Source organism: Serratia sp. D1N4 (assembly GCF_054552755.1).
The window spans coordinates 291,317-308,680 of record NZ_CM137274.1 but is presented as its reverse complement, the minus strand read 5'-3'; the positions used below and the strand labels follow the sequence as shown (position 1 = coordinate 308,680).

Genomic DNA, 17,364 nt, shown 5'->3' with positions numbered 1-17,364 from the left:
GCATCGGGCATGCTTTCCAGAGCAACAGCGTTTTACGTTTCCCCCGGCGCGCCACACCGGTAGAATGGCGGCAACTTTTTGTTAACTCCGAAACTCTCTATGGCAAAAATATCTTCACGCAGCCCGGCTAAAAAAGCGCCATCGGCCTCTGCTGGCCAAATCCGCATTATCGGCGGCCAGTGGCGCGGGCGTAAACTCCCGGTTCCTCACAGTGAAGGGCTGCGGCCCACCACCGATCGCGTGCGTGAAACGCTGTTCAACTGGCTGGCTCCGGTGATCCGCGGCGCTCGCTGCCTGGACTGTTTCGCCGGTAGCGGTGCGCTGGGGCTGGAGGCGCTATCGCGCTACGCCGCCAGCGCTACGCTGCTGGAATATGAACGGCCGGTAGCCCAGCAGTTGGAGAAAAACCTGGCGTTGCTAAAGGGCGAGGGGCAGGTCATCCATACCAATACGCTTCATTGGCTAGCGGGCAACGGGCAACCCTTTGACGTGGTATTTCTCGATCCGCCATTCCGCAAAGGGTTGCTGGCCGAAACCGTTATACTGTTAGAACAACGAGGCTGGCTGGCGGATGAGGCGTGGATTTATGTCGAGGCTGAAGCCGAAAGCGCAGCCGCTGATGTCCCTGCAACCTGGACGCTGCACCGCGAGAAAATCGCTGGTCAGGTGGCCTACCGTCTTTACATCCGTTCTATTGATGAGAAAACCGAACATGCTGATTAATCTGGGCCGCTTGCTGATGCTGTGCGTGTGGGGCTTTTTGCTCACTAACCTGTTCTCGCCGTACCCCAAACCGCTGAAATACTTCATCGACGTGGCGCTGTTCTTTATGGTGGTGATGCATGGGCTGCAACTGGTATTGCTGAAATCCACCCAGCCGAAAGATCAGCCCATCAGCCGCTGGCAGCAAGCCAAAATTTTTATTTTTGGCGTCTTTGAAATGCTGGCCTGGCAGAAGAAGCAGCCACCGATCAAGAAGAAATAGACCTCAATCAGGGATCCCGAAGAAAGCGTTGTCTAACTTACGCGCGCTGCCTAAACTGAAGAAGTGACACGAGTGACAATCTGGAGCTGGTGACACAGCTCCCATCATAAATAAGGAAGACAAAATGAGTTGGCCGTTCCTTGCCGTATTTTTTTCCGGTTGGCTGTTCGTCGATGCCTCCTACCGCGGTCCTCGTTGGCAACGCTGGGTGTTTAAACCGGTCACGCTGCTACTGATGCTACTGATGGCCTGGCAGGCACCGGTGCTGGGTGCAACCGGTTATCTGATCGTTCTGGGCCTGTTGGCCACGCTGGTGGGGGATGCCCTGCTCATGCTGCCACGCGAACGCGTGCTGTATGCCATCGGCGCGTTCTTCCTTTCACATTTACTCTATACCCTGAGCTTTACCAGCCAGATGACGTTCAGCCTGTTCTGGCCATTGCCTGTGGTGTTACTCATCATCGGGGCAGCGCTGTTGGCAACCATCTGGAGCCGGTTGGAAGAGATGCGCTGGCCGATCGCCACCCTGGTGGCAATGACGTTGCTGATGGTGTGGCTGGCAGGTGAACAATATTTCCTGCGCAGCACCGATTTCAGCTTCTCACTGCTGGCGGGCGCATCATTGCTGCTGCTGGCCAACGTGGTGTGGCTGCTGAACCGCTACCGCTTCACGTTTCAGGCTGCAGACGCGATTGTGGCTTTCTGCTACTTCGTCGGCCATTTCCTGATCGTCCGTTCGCTCTATCTGTAATAGATACCATGGGTTCGGTTCGCCGAACCCATTTTGCCTGTTACAGCGCCTTTAACGTCAAGCCAGCCCCGCTATAAACATCACCCATGCGTGAGAAAAACACCCAGGTGCTGCCGTCCGCCTGTAATAACGCAATACCATCCGGCGCTGGCCGCCAGCCAACCACCTCTGCGGCAAACAGGGTTTTCAAACAGTGCTCGCGATCCCGCAGTTGATAACCATTGGCACCCTGTTGCTCGCTGGCGAGAAACTCCACCTGGCACTGCTGCTGGCGATCGGTAATCTGCCACTGGCCTGCCAGTGACTGTGCGGTCGGAAGAACTAAACTGCTGGCCATCGCGGCTCCCATCACTGTGATGCTCACCGCTACCATAGCGGCACGCGTTAATCTGCCTTTCATAGAGGCTCCTGCAAGTAGGGGCAGCCATGCTACCCCTACATGCATCCTGCTAAACGATAAAGTCTGCCGTCAAATCGGCCTGACCGCCGATCCTCAACAAGAAATCAGGGGTCTGATATCCGCCAAGATTCAGTGCCAGATGACTCAGGTTGCTGGCCGCATCATAAGTCAGCAATGCTTCACCGGCGGCCCCGCTCAAGTGATCGACAAAGTGGATGAAATCTTTGCCCTGCGCGCCCTGATTAAAGAACGACAGGTCAATTTTATCGCTACCACTCTCGAAGTCGTAGATATAGTCGCTAAATTCAGGGGTGGAATCGCTGGCAGCGGTGAATACAAAGGTATCCTTGCCTTCACCACCAAACAGTTGATCGGCACCCGCACCACCATACAAAATATCATCTCCTGCACCGCCGAGCAGTTGATCATGGCCGTTGCCACCAAACAAGATGTCGTTACCCCCATCCCCCCACAAGCGGTCGTTACCATCGCCACCGGCCAGTATGTCGTTGCCCGCACCGCCGAACAGCACGTTACTGGCAGCATTGCCCACGATCACATCGTTGCCTGAGCCCCCAATCGCGTTTTCGATGGTGACACCGGCGGCAATCGCCACGTTGCCTTTAAGCCCACCCACATCAGAAAAAGATTTTTCATTCAGGTTGATGCGCTGGTCAGCGGTATACCCTGAGAAATCAAAGGTATCGTTGCCACCCGCATCCCAGGCGGCGAAGATCACTTTCTGTGCGTCGCTGCTAGTGCTGAGGAAATCACGATCGGTGTTGGAATTAAAACCATACACGGTATCACCACTACGGGTGGTCATATTGGCCCCATACAGATGCTGGATCGCGGAAATATCGTCGATCAGCGGTGCCGCCGCGTAATGGCCGCCGTTATCGCCACCCGTGTTGGTTTCACTCCAGTAACTCATCAGACTAAATTGACGAGTATCTTCGGCATAGCTGGCGTTTTGATAGGTTGGGTTGCCCTCGCCAGCGTTGTAGTCACCCGGATGGCTCAAGCCCAGCGCATGGCCGATTTCATGGGTGAACGTTTGGCGGCCGTAATCTTCGGTGGCCGGGTGTTTCACATTGAACTGGTTGATGTTGTACCAAGTCTGGCCGGAGAGATCCTGTCCCTGATAAACCGAACCCGGCAAAAAGGCATAGGCCTGAGTCCCGTAATCATTATGACCAGGGTAATCCTGGCTGTAGTTACCAAAGGTGATATTAGCCTTATGGCTGGCCGCCACTTCGGTAAAGGTAATATTGGCAACATCAGCCCAGGATTGCAGCGATAGCTTCGCCTGCTGTTGCTGCTCAACGCTGAACTTGCTGAGCCCAGTGTCACCCGCAACGTTGGTGGTGGAGAATTTATAATCTGGGAATGAGAAGGTTAACTTAACCGACTGGTCAAAAACCCCTTTGCCATTCCAGGTTTGATTAGTACGTGTAATGAATAACCCAGCTTGCTCGGTAGAAAATGAATCCTTGCCATTAATCTGAATCCCGTTACCTCGCTCATGATAATGCAGTAAAGCATCGACTGCGTCATAACCGGTGGTCGCCGACAAATTGGATCCAGTGACTTCAACTGCTTTTTTCGTCGATTGCATTGGTTCGATTCCACTCATTATCTGATTGTCTATTAATCAGATAGATAGACATAACCACCCCACCATCCACAGTACATACATTATGAAACGGCGAGAGGGACTGATGCGCCATTGCTGGCAGTGATTCAGGTAGAATTAATGCAGGTAAATCGGTAAATAAGATCACCATCTCAAATGGCAATCGTTTCCAAGTATAGGCAGGGGCCCAGCACGCTGTTAAAAACGATCAACTGTTTATTCGCAACAAATAAGTTAATAACGCTGCTTTTATCAACAAACAACAAAGTTAAGGCAGGATAACGATGGAATATTGGCTACAAACTTCAGCCATGCTGCGGCATGCAGAGACAAGAGAGTTATGCTGGCATTTCACTCAAAAATAATAAATTTTATTGAATATATTTATATTATTAAGTTTTAATATTAATTCATTTGTATTTTATATTTCACAACGAGGCATCGACATATCGCCCGCTGCAGTTAGTAATAATTCTCATATAGGTCTTGACTCTGGAGTCAGCTCCAAGGTGTAGAGTCAATCCTGAGAACACCGTTAATTGCCTGAAGGGGGCGTTATGCATACTCATAAAGAACATAATCATCAGGAACATAGCCATAAAGAGAACGGCTGCGGCTGCAACCATAGCCACGCGCAAACTCAGCACGGTTGCAGCAGTGAAAAAACCACTGGGGCGGAAAATCACGCCCATTCCCACGAACATGCCCATGAGCAAAGTGCCAGCTGTTGCAGCAGCGGTCACGACGATCCGGATGAGGAAAGCGACAGGCTGGCTGCCGTTCCCTCTTCCGGCAGCCAGCGTTTCAGTTGGAAAGTCACCGGCATGGATTGCCCAAGCTGTGCCAAAAAAATTGAAAATGCCGTCACGTCCATTCCCGGTGTCGCAAGCGCGCGCGTGCTGTTTGCCACGGAAAAACTGGTGGTGGATGCCCAGAGCGATATCAGCCTGCGCGTACAAGATGCGGTAAAACAGGCTGGTTTTACCCTGCTGAATACGGCAGTCAAAACCGATGAGCCGAAAACCTCGCGCCTTGGCGAATTCGGCCCACTGCTACTGCTCTCGCTACTGATGGCAAGCAGTTGGATCTTGGATCTCATCAACCCGCAATTCGGCCAGATAGCTTTTATCATTACCACACTGGTCGGCTTGGCACCTATCGGCCGTAAAGCGCTGCGCCTGATCCGCTCAGGCACCCCGTTTGCTATTGAAACCCTGATGAGCGTCGCCGCCATTGGCGCACTGTTCATCGGTGCCACGGCCGAAGCCGCCATGGTGCTGTTGCTATTTATGGTAGGGGAACTGCTGGAATCCTATGCCGCCAACCGCGCCCGCAAAGGCGTGAAAGCCCTGATGGCACTGGTGCCGGAGGATGCCCTGCTGATCCAGGGTAACGCACGCAAAAAGGTGCCGGTCGCCAGCCTGCGCCCCGGCGATGTGATTGAAATCGCGCCGGGTGGCCGTCTGCCTGCCGATGCTGAGTTGCTCAACCCCTTCGCCAGCTTTGATGAAAGCGCATTAACCGGTGAATCCGTGCCGGTTGAACGCCAACAAGGGGAGAAAGTGGCGGCTGGCAGCTTGTCGGTCGATCAGGCGGCGCAGATGAAAGTGACCTCTGAACCGGGCAAAAATGCCATCGACCGTATTTTGCAGTTGATTGAAGAAGCCGAAGAGCGCCGTGCGCCGATCGAACGCTTCCTCGATCGCTTTAGCCGTTACTACACCCCGGCGATTATGCTGCTGGCGGTTGCCGTGATCCTGGTACCACCGCTGCTGTTCGCCGAACCTTGGCAAATGTGGATCTATCGTGGCCTGACCCTGCTGCTGATCGGTTGCCCTTGTGCGCTGGTGATCTCGACTCCGGCGGCGATCACCTCCGGCCTGGCCGCCGCTACCCGCCGTGGTGCGCTGATTAAAGGCGGGGCGGCGCTGGAACAGTTGGGCCGAGTACAAACCATTGCGTTCGATAAAACCGGCACGCTGACCGAAGGCAAGCCGACCGTCACCGACGTGTTGCCAGCCAACGGCGTCAGCGAGCAGCAATTGTTGGCTCTGGCGGCAGCGGTCGAGGCCGGTTCACACCATCCACTGGCGCAGGCCATCATCAATCGCGCCGGGGAAAACGGCGAAGCACTGCCGCTGGCTGAAAGCCGCCGGGCACTGGCGGGGATTGGCGTAGAGGGTGTGGTTAACGGTAAAACCATTCTGATCAGCGCGCCGGGTAAGTTGGCAGAAAGCCAGCTCAGCCGCGAATGGCGCAGCCAGGTTGAAACCCTGGAAACAGCAGGGAAAACCGCCGTAGTGGTGCTGGAAGAGGGAGTTCCCGTTGGCCTGCTGGCACTGCGTGATACCTTGCGCAACGACGCCAAACAGGCCATTGCCGAGTTGGCAGAATTGGGCATTCGCGGCGTCATGCTGACCGGTGATAACCCACGCGCAGCGGCAGCTATTGCCAACGAGTTGGGGATTGATTACCGCGCAGGATTGATGCCGGAAGACAAGGTGCAAGCCATCACGGCGCTGAATCAGCAGCAGCAGACGGCAATGATTGGTGATGGCATCAACGATGCCCCGGCGATGAAAGCGGCCAGTATCGGCATCGCCATGGGCAGCGGTACCGACGTGGCGCTGGAAACGGCCGACGCCGCATTGACGCACAACCGCCTGGTTGGGGTAGCCGAGATGATTCGTATCGCACGCGCCACGCACGCCAACATTCGCCAGAACATTGCCATCGCGCTCGGGTTGAAAGGGATCTTCCTGATCACCACCCTGCTGGGGATGACCGGCTTATGGCTGGCAGTGTTGGCAGATTCCGGTGCTACCGCGCTGGTGACCGCCAACGCGCTGCGTCTGTTGAAGAAACGCCCATAGCAACAATCCGTCAGGCCCCACGCGGGCCTGACGTTACTCCACCAGCCCTTTGCGCAACAGATAGCGATAAGGGGCCGTTTCGGTTTCCTGCGCGACCAGCGTGTGTTCCATAAAGCGGCAAAAACCCGGAATATCGCGGGTGGTGGCCGGATCGTCGGCAATAATCAGCAACGTTTTACCGTTGTCCATATGGCGCACGGTTTTACGCACCATCATTACCGGTTCCGGACAGCGCAAGCCCAGCGCATCAAGCGTCTGGTCTGCCTGGGTAAAAATATCAGTCATGCATTGTTCTCGATCAAAAACGATCGGCGAAGGCTCGCCGGATCTCACTGGCATATAGTTTACGCCAGTGGTTTTTCTGTGCAACATGCGTTAACGTTTGCGTGAAATTTAACCACAACCTAGGTTGCATTGGTTGCGCAAACGCGTATTATGCGCCACGCAGGTAAAATCTCTACCGTTAAATATGGGTTCCCTCACCCCAACTTAAAAAGGCAACATCATGTATTCGTTTACCGCTCAACAACGCGTTACCGCGTTGGTTTGGCTATCGCTATTCCATATTGCCATCATTACCTCCAGTAACTATCTGGTGCAGTTGCCGATCAGCATTTTCGGCTTTCACACCACCTGGGGAGCATTTACTTTCCCATTCATCTTCCTGGCGACCGATCTGACGGTCAGGATCTTCGGTGCCCCGCTGGCGCGCAGAATTATCCTCGCCGTGATGGTCCCCGCGCTGTTCATCTCCTATGTGATCTCTACCGTCACGTTTCAGGGGGAATGGCAGGGCCTGGGCGCGCTGACCAGCTTTAACCTGTTTGTGGCACGCATCGCCGTCGCCAGCTTTATGGCCTACGTGCTGGGCCAGATCCTGGATGTGTACGTCTTCAACCGCCTGCGCCAACGCCGCACTTGGTGGCTCGCCCCGGCAGCGGCGATGTTCCTCGGCAATATCAGCGATACATTGGCGTTCTTCTTCATCGCTTTCTATAGAAGCAGCGACCCCTTTATGGCCGCCAACTGGGTGGAAATTGCGCTGGTAGATTACGGCTTCAAAGTGCTGATCTGCATGCTGTTCTTCCTGCCGATGTACGGCGTGCTGCTAAACATGCTGCTCAAACGCCTGGCATCGCGCCAGCAAGACGGCCAATTACAGCCGAGTTAATCCGCTGATAAGGGGTGGCTCGACTGCCCCTCTGCTGCGCAAACAAGCCTTGTGACAACATCTGCCTTGCATTTCAGCCTGGAATACGGTGCCATACGCTACAACCCCCTACCTGTGAAGGAATAAGGAAGCCCCATGCGTAAAGTAGCAAAATTGATGGGTATCAGCCTGTTAGTGCTTGGCCTCGCGGCCTGTGACGGTGCCAAAGACAACAACGAGCCGGTCAACGGCAGCGCGAGTACCGCAGCTAACCAGACGGTGAGCTTACTGGATGGCAAACTGGCCTTTAACCTGCCAAACGGCATGGCGGATCAGAGCAGCAAGCTGAGCCAGCAGTCCAATAACCGCCACGTCTTCGCCGACAGCACCGGCCAACGGGCGTTGATCATCATCCTGGGCGATAAACCGACAGACAGCCTGGAAACTCTGGCCCAGAACATGGAACAGCAACAGCGCTCACGCGATGCCAACCTGCAGGTGATCACCAACAAAGTTATCGATATCAACGGGGTGTCATTGCGCCAACTGGATAGCATCATTACCAGCAGCGGCCAAAAGGCTTACTCGTCGATCTTGCTCGGTGAATTGGGTAACCAGTTGCTGACCATTCAGGTCACGCTGCCCGCGGATAACCAACAGCAGGCGCAAAGCGAAGCCGAAAGCATTATCAGTTCGTTGAAGTTACAGCCTTAATGTAGCAAGGGCCGGTGTTCGTACCGGCCCCTTTAATTTCTAGCCCAGCGCCTGTGCCAGTACGGTGATCGGGTGTTCACAGCGCTTGCTGGTCGACATCTCGATTTGCCATTTACAGGTTTCGCAGTCGGTAATCACCAGGTCCACGCCGCTCTCTTCAATCTGGCGGAACAATGAAGCACCAATGCCCTGCGAGGTTTCATAGTTCTCTGACTTGAAGCCGTACGTTCCGGCGATCCCGCAACATTGCGACTCCAGCACCACCAACTCCAACCCTGGGATCTGCCGTAACAGCTCCAACGTGTAAGCAGTCCAGCCCATTTTTTCCATATGGCATGGCGTATGGTAAGCCACGCGCAGCGGCGTGTGCTTGAGCGGTAAACTGCGCCCCTGGCTCAGCAGGCGATAAAGATAACGCGTTGCCAGTTCTACCCGTTCGCGCACCGCCGAGGTATCGATCTCCAACAGATGCGGATATTCATCGCGCAGGGTAAAGGTACAGCTCGAAGAGGTGGCAACTACCGGAATACCGCGCTCCAGCACCGCATCGTGCAAGGATTCGGCGTTCACCTTGGCCTGCTTTTTAGCCTGTTCCATAAAGCCATTGGCGATCAGCGGTACGCCGCAGCATTTCTCGCGCTTCAGCAGTTGCACGCCGATATCCATGGCGTTGAAAACCTTGATCAGATCTTTACCGAGCTGCGGATGGTTGTAATTGACAAAGCAACCGTGGAAAAACGCCACCTGTTCGCTATAACACTGTTGCTGTTTCGCCTGTTGGCGATACCAGCGGCGGAAGGTGCCGAAAGAGTATTTTGGCAGTTCACGCCGGTGATCGATCTTCAGCGCTTTATCCAGCAGCATACGCACCGGCTTCAACCCGGTGGTGGCATTAACGATCGGCGCAAACGGCGTTGAAAGCGAGCCCATGATATCGGTATGGCTGAGAATAGCGTCGCGCAGCGTCGGCTTCTTCTGGCTGAAATTGGCGCGGGCGCGCTGGATAATGTCACCGATTTTCACCTCGGATGGGCACGCCACTTCACAGCGTTTGCAGTTGGTGCAGTATTTCAGCGCCTCATCATACAGCGCGGGATCTTTCAGCCGCAGGCGCTCGCCATCCGGCCCGGCCTGCTTCGGCCCCGGATAGAGCGGGTTGACCTTAGCCACCGGGCAATAGGTGGTACACACCGTGCATTTAATGCAGCTCTCAAAACTGTTGTCTTTTAACAGGCTCATGCCGAAACCTCCTGCATAGCAATCTGTTGTGCCACGTGCAACGCCCCAATCAGCGATACCCCAGCTCCACAGCCTTGCTGTAACGGATCGTAACCCCCGACCACGGCACCGATAGCGTACAGGTTAGCCATCGCCTGCCCCTGCTTCAGCGCACGTAAACTGGCATCGGTCTGCACGCCAAATTGCAGATAGGGTTGCGACGCGAACAAATCGCTGCGGCTCCACTCTTCACGCTGGGGCTTGCTGTAAACGTCGAGGCCAAACACTGGTTCACGGATGCCGTCAAACTCCGCCACCAGCCCATTGCTGAAGAAACTGCCGCTGGCCAACACCACCTGCTGCGCGCGCAGCGGAATGTCAGTGTGGTTGCGCGTATACAGGCCGTTAATACGTTGCCCGTCAAAATCCGCCCGTAATACGGTATCCCCCGGCATAAATACGCCGCCCAGCGTCTGCAAACGCTGGCGCAATGCCTGATGCAACCGCATGCCAAGCACCGAAGGCGGCAGCGTCGGCAACAGGAATACCGGTTTGCCTAGCGCCTCGCGCAGCGCCGCCAGTGGCCGATCGCTTTCCAGCCCCAGACAGGCAGGCAGGAAGATAGCTTCCGCCTCACCCGCCTGGCGTTTTATCTCTTCCGTCAACACGGCCAGATTCTCTGGCACATCCAGCACGCGGGCGATATTTACCGCGCGGAACTCACTGGGGTTATTGCGCAGCCGATCCAGCAGCGGTAAATGCAGCGAAGCGACCTCGGCTTTCACGCCCTGTTCCTCGGCCAGCGAACTGGCCGCCATCTGCGGCTGAAAATCCAGGAAGCCTTCGATGCCCAGCACCGCGATCTTGCGCCACGGCAAAACGCCGCCAAGCGCAGTGGTCGGAATCGCCTGCGGGCTGAGCCAGGTGGCGCGGCGCGTGCCGAGCGGCGTGACGCGTAAGTGGTTACGCTCGCTGCTGCCCTGCATCTGCACGCCACAGCGCGCCAGCAACTGCACCGCCTCTGCGGCCAGTGCGGCGACGCGGGTAGCCCCCATCAGGCTATAAGGGTGTTGCGGAGCCTGCTGCGCCAGCGCCGGTAAGGCCGCCAACGGTGATTCCACCGCCGTGCCATCGGGCAATTGCGCCAGCAGATCGAGCGAGCCGGAAGAAAAATAGAGCGCACTCTGGCCAGAACTGACCACTGCGCAACGCTTGCCCTGCTCGGCCAAACGGATGGCGCAGCTCAGCCCTGCCAGCCCGCCGCCAATCACTACCACGTCAAATTGCATCATCGGCCTCCTGCTGCTGATCACCGCGCGCATCAAGCCCGCACAACCCCTGGTAAACCCAACTGGTGAACTCACTGGCCCGCAACGCATCGCCCCAGGCGATAGGCCGCACGCCTTTCCAGCGTTCATTGAGGAAGTGAGAGAGCTGTGCGATGGATTGCTGCGGCGTGGTGACATTAAAGTGCGTGAGTAACCCAGCAGCACGGCAGGCACACAGCTCCCCTTGGCAGGTGCCCATGCCAACGCGGGTGCGGCGGCGCAGATCGACCAAGTTATTGACGGTCAAGGAGTTCACCGCATAGCGGACTTCACCGGCGGTCACCGCCTCGCATTCGCACACCAGGCTGTTATCCAGCCGATCGCCCGAAGGAATCTGGCTGGCGCGATCGCCGTGGCGATATACCGCCGAACCCCGGATGCTCGCAGGCAGCGACACCACGCTGCGCACCGTTTCTTCCGCCGACTGGCGGGAACCCGGCAACGCCACTTGCGCCGTGGTGCACGGGCTATTAATGCCCAGCTTGGCGCACACCTTGTCGGTCGCCCATTCCGCCATCAGCCGATAGGTCATCAGCTTGCCGCCGGTAATGGTGATAAAACCCTCCAGGCCGTCACGTTCCGCGTGATCGAGCAGCACAATGCCGCGGCTGACGTTACGCCCGGAAGGATCGTCATCGCGCGCCACCAGCGGCCGCACACCGGCGTAGGCACGCAGAATGCGGGTTTGCGCCAGTATTGGTGACAATAGCGAGCCTTCGCGGATCAGCACGTCCACTTCCTGCGGGGTAACCACCATGTTGTCGATCTGGTCGTAATCAATACGGGTAGAGGTAGTGCCAATCAACGAGATAGTATCTCCCGGCACCAGAATGTCGGCGTCTGCCGGTTTGCGGCAGCGGTTGATCACCATGTTATTAATGCGATGGCCGAGGATTAACAGCGCCCCTTTGGCCGGGAACATGCGCACCCGCAGATCGGCATACTCTGCAATCTGTTGGCCCCAAATGCCGGCGGCATTCACCACCACCTGCGCATAAATGTCGTATTGACGAGCGTTTTTATGGTCGAAAACGCGCACGCCGGTCACCCGATCGCTCGTACGCAATAAACCTATTACCTGATGATAGGTGAGCACCTGCGCACCATGCTCACGCGCATCCAGCATATTGGCGGCGGTCAGCCGGAAAGGATCGACGGTGCCATCCGGCACCCGCACAGCGCCGATCAACGCCGGGTTAGCCGCAGGCTCCAGACGCAGCGCCTGCTGGGGTTCGATCGCTTCGGCATTAATCCCGGCATTCAGGCAGGCGGTAATAAACTGCTGTTGATACGTCAGCGAATCCTGCGGCAGGGTAATAAACAAGCCATCGCTAGGTTCGATGCAGTGGTGGGCAATGCGTTTCAGTATGCGGTTTTCTTCAATGCACTCGCGGGCCGATTCACCGTCGGTCACCGCATAGCGCGCCCCGCTGTGCAACAGCCCATGGTTACGGCCGGTCGCCCCGGTAGCGATGTCATGCCGCTCCAGCAAAACGCAGCGCAACCCGCGCCGTGCACAGTCACGGGCAATACCTGCACCGGTCGCCCCGCCGCCAATAATGATCACATCCGTTTCGGTCACTGGTGAGTCGTTATTCATTACGCCCCCTGGGCCTATGGTTATCATCCTATTGGTACACATTTATTAAGGATTTTGTTTGATAAGGAACAATAACGAACAAAAAACGAAAGTAAAATGACCTTAAAAAACCACAAATGTGATCAAAATCACAAGTTTTTGCTGTTTACTCATTTCAAAATGTTAACCAATCGCGCAGAATCCGCCGATGTTTCATAAAAGTGTAACAATTGCGCCATCCATCACAATGGGACTCGCGGGTTTTGACTAGGATGGCGCTCGTTATGGAACAATTTGACAACACTTAATTCTGGTATCCGCTCGATCATCTTCAGGACATCCGTTTCCTGCTGATGTAATAACTGATAAAGCCATCGGAGGCGCTCATGTTGAGTATTTTTAAGCCAGCCGCACACATTTCCCGTGTGCCGGTCGATAAGGTAGATCCGCTCTACCGTAAGCTGCGCTGGCAAATTTTTATGGGGATTTTCTTCGGTTACGCCGCCTACTATCTGGTGCGTAAAAACTTCACCCTGGCGATGCCGTATCTGATCGAGCAAGGTTTCAGCCGTGGGGACCTGGGCTTTGCGCTGTCAGGGATCTCCATCGCTTATGGTTTCTCCAAGTTCATCATGGGGTCGGTTTCCGACCGTTCTAACCCGCGCGTGTTCCTGCCCGCAGGCCTGATCCTGTCAGCCGCAGTGATGCTGTTTATGGGCTTTGTGCCTTGGGCAACCTCCAGCATTGCGGTGATGTTTGTGCTGCTGTTCCTGTGTGGCTGGTTCCAGGGCATGGGTTGGCCACCGTGTGGCCGTACCATGGTGCACTGGTGGTCGCAGAAAGAGCGTGGCGGTATCGTTTCGGTGTGGAACTGTGCCCATAACGTGGGTGGTGGTCTGCCGCCGCTGCTGTTCCTGCTGGGGATGGCGTGGTTCAACGACTGGAAAGCGGCGCTGTATATGCCAGCCTTCGGTGCGATCCTGGTGGCGATGATCGCCTTTGCTCTGATGCGTGATACCCCGCAGTCCTGTGGTTTACCGCCGATCGAAGAGTACAAAAACGACTACCCGGATGACTACAGCGATAAAGCAGAAGAAGAACTGACTGCCAAGCAGATCTTCATGCAGTACGTTCTGCCGAACAAGCTGTTGTGGTATATCGCCATCGCTAACGTTTTTGTCTACCTGCTGCGTTACGGCATCCTCGACTGGTCGCCAACCTACCTGAAAGAGGTCAAACACTTCGCGCTGGATAAATCATCCTGGGCCTACTTCCTGTACGAATACGCCGGTATTCCAGGCACGCTGCTGTGTGGTTGGATGTCGGACAAGGTGTTCAAAGGTAACCGTGGTGCCACCGGGGTGTTCTTCATGGTGCTGGTCACCATCGCCACTATCGTTTACTGGCTAAACCCGGTGGGTAATCCGGGCATCGATATGGCCTGTATGATCACCATCGGCTTCCTGATCTACGGCCCGGTCATGCTGATCGGCCTGCACGCGCTGGAGTTGGCACCGAAAAAAGCGGCGGGTACGGCGGCGGGCTTCACCGGTCTGTTCGGCTACCTGGGTGGCTCCGTTGCCGCCAGCGCCATCGTCGGTTACACCGTAGACTATTTCGGCTGGGACGGCGGCTTTATGGTGATGATCGGCGGCAGCATCGGCGCAGTCATCCTGCTGTTGTTAACCATGATCAGCGAGAAGAAGCATCACGCTGATATCGCAGCCAAACGCGGTTAACTGTCACAATACTTTTGCATAATTTAAAGGTCGCTCTCTGCGGCCTTTTTACTTACCTCTGCCTATAAAATGGAGATTATAGAATGCGAACTCAAACCAAAGCCCTGCTAACAGGGATCATTCTCGCCACTTCAATGCTCAGCGTTGCGCAGGCTGCGGATAAACTGGTCATCGCCCACCGTGGTGCCAGCGGTTACCTGCCGGAGCACACGCTGCCTGCCAAGGCTATGGCCTACGCCCAAGGCGCGGACTATCTGGAGCAGGACGTGGTCATGACCAAGGACGACAAACTGATCGTCCTGCACGATCACTTCCTTGACCGCGTGACCGACGTGGCGCAGAAGTTCCCAGACCGCAAGCGCAAAGATGGCCGCTATTATGCCATCGACTTCACCCTGGCCGAGATCCAGTCGCTGAAGTTCACCGAAGAGTTTTTGGTTAAAGACGGCGTGCAGCAGCAGAAATTCCCTAACCGTTTCCCAATGTGGAAATCTGATTTCCGCATCCACACGCTGCAAGATGAGATTGAGATGATTCAGGGGATGAATCACTCAACCGGCAAGGATATTGGCATCTACGTGGAAACCAAGGCACCTTGGTTCCACAAAATCGAAGGCAAAGATATCTCCAAAGCCGTGCTGGAAGTGCTGAAATCCTACGGTTACACCAAAAAAGACGACAAAGCTTACCTGCAAAGCTTTGATGCGCCGGATTTAGAGCGGGTGAAAAAAGAGCTGTTACCGGCGATGAACATGGACATCAAACTGGTACAGCTGATCACCAATACCGGCGATCAGAAGGTGAGCGAAACGATGGTGATCCACCCGGACGGCAGCCTGACGCCGTACAGCTACGACTGGATGTATGAACCCGGCGCTGCCGCCAAGCTGGCTAAATATGCCGATGGCATTGGCCCATGGTATCCAATGATTGTGAAAAGCACTTCAACCCCTGGCCACATTGAGCTGACCACCTTGGCGAAAGAGGCTAAGCAGCAGGGCTTGCAGATCCACCCTTACACCTTCCGTGCCGATCCGGGCCAGGTTCCTGCCTACGCCAAGGATTTCAACGATATGCTGAAAATTTTCTACATTGATGCAGGCGTTGACGGCCTGTTCACCGACTTCCCAGACAAAGGCGTACAGTTCCTGCAACAGCACAAGTTACACAAATAACCCCAGCCAGCCCCGCCCATTCGGGTGGGGCTTCCTTTGAACCTACTCGAGTAACCAATCCCCCATAACCTTGAAAGCCGACCGGTATAATGGAAGGATACGGATCATGGTTATTACGAGGATGCAGTTTATGGAACGCTCAGTCTTATTGCAGCATCTTAAAACGTCATGTTATGCCCTATCGGCCATTGTGCTGACCGGCTGGGTCACCGATGCGCTGAATGAAGGTCTGATCTTCAAAATGGTATTACGCTTTTTCCGCCCAGACGACGTTGAGCGTTACTCCCATCCGTTTAGCGACCTCGTCAGTTTCCTGATTTGGTTTATCCCATTACTCTTTACGACGCTGTTACTATTATTTGCCTCGGTAATGACCTTGCATCACGTCAAAAAACCGCACCTTTACCAGATCGCTAAAAGAAAACCGCTGCTCTACTGCCCGCAGGTGGTGGGTTCCCCGCCGCTGGAGCATTTACCTTCATTCTTGCAAACTTACCGAGCAGCCGAGAAATTATCACTGCTGATCCCGGAATCCTTGCAGCAGGAATATAGAACTACGCTGGCGAATATGGCGGGGAGCAGAAATTATGAAATCCACCTGCTCAAAGAGCATGACGATCTGCAAAAAATAACCTTAGAGATGGAGCAGTGGATCAAAAAAGAAGTGAAAAACCAGCAGCACGAAAATCATACGCCGCTGTTCTTTGATATTACCTACGCCTCAGCGGCCCACAGCAGCGCCGCTTTATTTTGCAGTTTGGATCAGGATATGGAGCTCATTCAGGCCGCACCTGATGGAACCCTATATTCGTACGATTTAGTCTGCAAAATTCAGGAATAAACCGCTTTCACAATTGACCATGCAACCGGGCGCGGAACGAAGGTGCCAGCAGGTAATCCATACACCAGCGGCTGACCTTGCCCATGCCATCGGAACGAGCGGCTAAAAAGATCTGCGTGGCATGTTTATGTTCCTGCATCGATTTTTTGACTAACGAACCGCAGTTCAACAACGGCAAAGCCAGATGGTGCGGCACATAACCAATGCCCACATTGCGTTGGATAAGCTCAATGGCGGTGGCAAAATCAGGCACAAACATCGGTTTTTGCCCCTCCAGCAACCACGCCTGCTGCGGCACAAAATTGACTGCGGTGTCGCGGATGCACAGCGCCGGATAGTGTCGCAGTTCATTGTTCTGTAATGGCAAAACCTGGGTGGCCAGCGGATGCTCTGGCCCGACGACGAAATCCCATTCCAGGTGGCCTATCGACTCACTGATAATCCCTTCGGTGCTGGGCACCACATGCGGAGCGCCAATCACCAGATTGGCCCGTTTGCTATACAGCGCATCCCAGCAGCCGTTATACACTTCGGTATCAATGGTCAGCCGGGTGGAGGGAAACATCGCTTCAAAGTCACAAACAAACTCCACGATCGCCGAACGGGGAATAATATTGTTCACCGCGATCGTCAGCTCCTGCTCCACACCGCCGTGAATCAGGGCGGTATTGCGCTGTAGCGCGTCCAAATCATTGAGAATGGTTTTGCTGTGTTCGACAAAGTACTCACCCGCCGGGGTGAGTTCGATATAGCGGCCTTTGCGCAAGAAGAGTTCAACGCCAAAACTCTCCTCTAATTTTTTAACCGTATAGCTGATCGCGGAAGGGACTTTATTCAGGTGCTCAGCGGCGGTAGTAATGCTCTGGTATTTGGCAACCAGATGGATGACCCGCAATGTTTCGTCGGAGATAAACATAATGATTCCCTGAAGCAGCCTAGAGAGGAGACTGCCAGCTTACGTGCTGGCAGCATATT

General features: G+C 55.1%; 16 protein-coding genes. 9 read left to right on the top strand and 7 right to left on the bottom strand.

Annotated features, from left to right (window positions below; translation table 11 throughout):
- Window positions 1–99: 99 nt before the first annotated feature.
- The 3 genes from rsmD to ACX1CU_RS01340 all read left to right on the top strand — a co-directional run bounded on the left by rsmD (window position 100) and on the right by ACX1CU_RS01340 (window position 1,736).
- A complete protein-coding gene (gene rsmD / locus ACX1CU_RS01350) occupies window positions 100–723 on the top strand; it encodes a 16S rRNA (guanine(966)-N(2))-methyltransferase (protein ID WP_459400875.1) in 624 nt (207 codons plus the stop codon).
- A complete protein-coding gene (locus ACX1CU_RS01345) occupies window positions 713–985 on the top strand; it encodes a DUF1145 family protein (protein ID WP_459400874.1) in 273 nt (90 codons plus the stop codon). Before rsmD ends, ACX1CU_RS01345 begins: the two co-directional genes overlap by 11 nt.
- A gap of 124 nt (window positions 986–1,109) precedes the next feature.
- Window positions 1,110–1,736: a lysoplasmalogenase gene (locus ACX1CU_RS01340; protein ID WP_459400873.1), complete on the top strand. Its 627-nt coding sequence runs from the start codon at window positions 1,110–1,112 to the stop codon at window positions 1,734–1,736.
- A 40-nt stretch (window positions 1,737–1,776) separates the two neighbouring features.
- On the opposite strand, the gene ACX1CU_RS01335 is transcribed toward ACX1CU_RS01340, so the two are convergent.
- Both ACX1CU_RS01335 and ACX1CU_RS01330 read right to left on the bottom strand, forming a co-directional pair.
- On the bottom strand, window positions 1,777–2,136 hold the full coding sequence (locus ACX1CU_RS01335) for an AprI/Inh family metalloprotease inhibitor (protein ID WP_459400872.1): 360 nt from the start codon (window positions 2,134–2,136) through the stop codon (window positions 1,777–1,779).
- 49 nt (window positions 2,137–2,185) lie between these two features.
- Window positions 2,186–3,754: a serralysin family metalloprotease gene (locus tag ACX1CU_RS01330; RefSeq protein ID WP_459400871.1), complete on the bottom strand. Its 1,569-nt coding sequence runs from the start codon at window positions 3,752–3,754 to the stop codon at window positions 2,186–2,188.
- Between the two features lie 575 nt (window positions 3,755–4,329).
- Here ACX1CU_RS01330 and ACX1CU_RS01325 point away from each other — a divergent pair.
- Complete coding sequence (locus ACX1CU_RS01325) at window positions 4,330–6,645, top strand: zinc/cadmium/mercury/lead-transporting ATPase (RefSeq protein WP_459400870.1); 2,316 nt, start codon at window positions 4,330–4,332, stop codon at window positions 6,643–6,645.
- Between the two features lie 33 nt (window positions 6,646–6,678).
- Here ACX1CU_RS01325 and tusA read toward each other — a convergent pair whose 3' ends face one another.
- Entirely contained in the window at window positions 6,679–6,930 is a 252-nt protein-coding gene (tusA, locus tag ACX1CU_RS01320; RefSeq protein WP_459400869.1) for a sulfurtransferase TusA, read from the bottom strand.
- Between the two features lie 220 nt (window positions 6,931–7,150).
- On the opposite strand from tusA, the gene ACX1CU_RS01315 reads away from it, so the two are divergent.
- A complete protein-coding gene (locus tag ACX1CU_RS01315; RefSeq protein ID WP_459400868.1) occupies window positions 7,151–7,816 on the top strand; it encodes a 7-cyano-7-deazaguanine/7-aminomethyl-7-deazaguanine transporter in 666 nt (221 codons plus the stop codon).
- 135 nt (window positions 7,817–7,951) lie between these two features.
- Complete coding sequence (locus tag ACX1CU_RS01310; protein ID WP_459400867.1) at window positions 7,952–8,509, top strand: DcrB family lipoprotein; 558 nt, start codon at window positions 7,952–7,954, stop codon at window positions 8,507–8,509.
- 39 nt (window positions 8,510–8,548) lie between these two features.
- Here ACX1CU_RS01310 and glpC read toward each other — a convergent pair whose 3' ends face one another.
- The 3 genes from glpC to glpA are packed head-to-tail and all read right to left on the bottom strand — an operon-like array spanning window position 8,549 to window position 12,655.
- Window positions 8,549–9,748, bottom strand: coding sequence for an anaerobic glycerol-3-phosphate dehydrogenase subunit GlpC (glpC, locus tag ACX1CU_RS01305; RefSeq protein WP_459400866.1), 1,200 nt, complete (start codon window positions 9,746–9,748; stop codon window positions 8,549–8,551).
- Complete coding sequence (gene glpB, locus ACX1CU_RS01300) at window positions 9,745–11,016, bottom strand: glycerol-3-phosphate dehydrogenase subunit GlpB (RefSeq protein ID WP_459402694.1); 1,272 nt, start codon at window positions 11,014–11,016, stop codon at window positions 9,745–9,747. Before glpB ends, glpC begins: the two co-directional genes overlap by 4 nt.
- The gene (glpA, locus tag ACX1CU_RS01295) at window positions 11,006–12,655 is read right to left on the bottom strand and encodes an anaerobic glycerol-3-phosphate dehydrogenase subunit A (RefSeq protein WP_459400865.1); all 1,650 of its coding nucleotides are present in this window, start codon (window positions 12,653–12,655) and stop codon (window positions 11,006–11,008) included. Before glpA ends, glpB begins: the two co-directional genes overlap by 11 nt.
- Before the next feature lie 365 nt (window positions 12,656–13,020).
- Between glpA and glpT the strand changes: the two genes are divergently transcribed.
- From glpT to ACX1CU_RS01280, 3 genes are all read left to right on the top strand, one after another.
- Window positions 13,021–14,373 carry a glycerol-3-phosphate transporter gene (glpT, locus tag ACX1CU_RS01290; protein WP_459400864.1) on the top strand — a complete coding sequence of 451 codons (1,353 nt, stop codon included), beginning with the start codon at window positions 13,021–13,023 and terminating at the stop codon, window positions 14,371–14,373.
- 83 nt (window positions 14,374–14,456) lie between these two features.
- Entirely contained in the window at window positions 14,457–15,548 is a 1,092-nt protein-coding gene (gene glpQ, locus ACX1CU_RS01285) for a glycerophosphodiester phosphodiesterase (RefSeq protein WP_459400863.1), read from the top strand.
- A gap of 130 nt (window positions 15,549–15,678) precedes the next feature.
- The gene (locus ACX1CU_RS01280; RefSeq protein WP_459400862.1) at window positions 15,679–16,389 is read left to right on the top strand and encodes a hypothetical protein; all 711 of its coding nucleotides are present in this window, start codon (window positions 15,679–15,681) and stop codon (window positions 16,387–16,389) included.
- A gap of 7 nt (window positions 16,390–16,396) precedes the next feature.
- Here ACX1CU_RS01280 and ACX1CU_RS01275 read toward each other — a convergent pair whose 3' ends face one another.
- The gene (locus ACX1CU_RS01275) at window positions 16,397–17,305 is read right to left on the bottom strand and encodes a LysR substrate-binding domain-containing protein (RefSeq protein WP_459400861.1); all 909 of its coding nucleotides are present in this window, start codon (window positions 17,303–17,305) and stop codon (window positions 16,397–16,399) included.
- Window positions 17,306–17,364 lie beyond the last annotated feature (59 nt).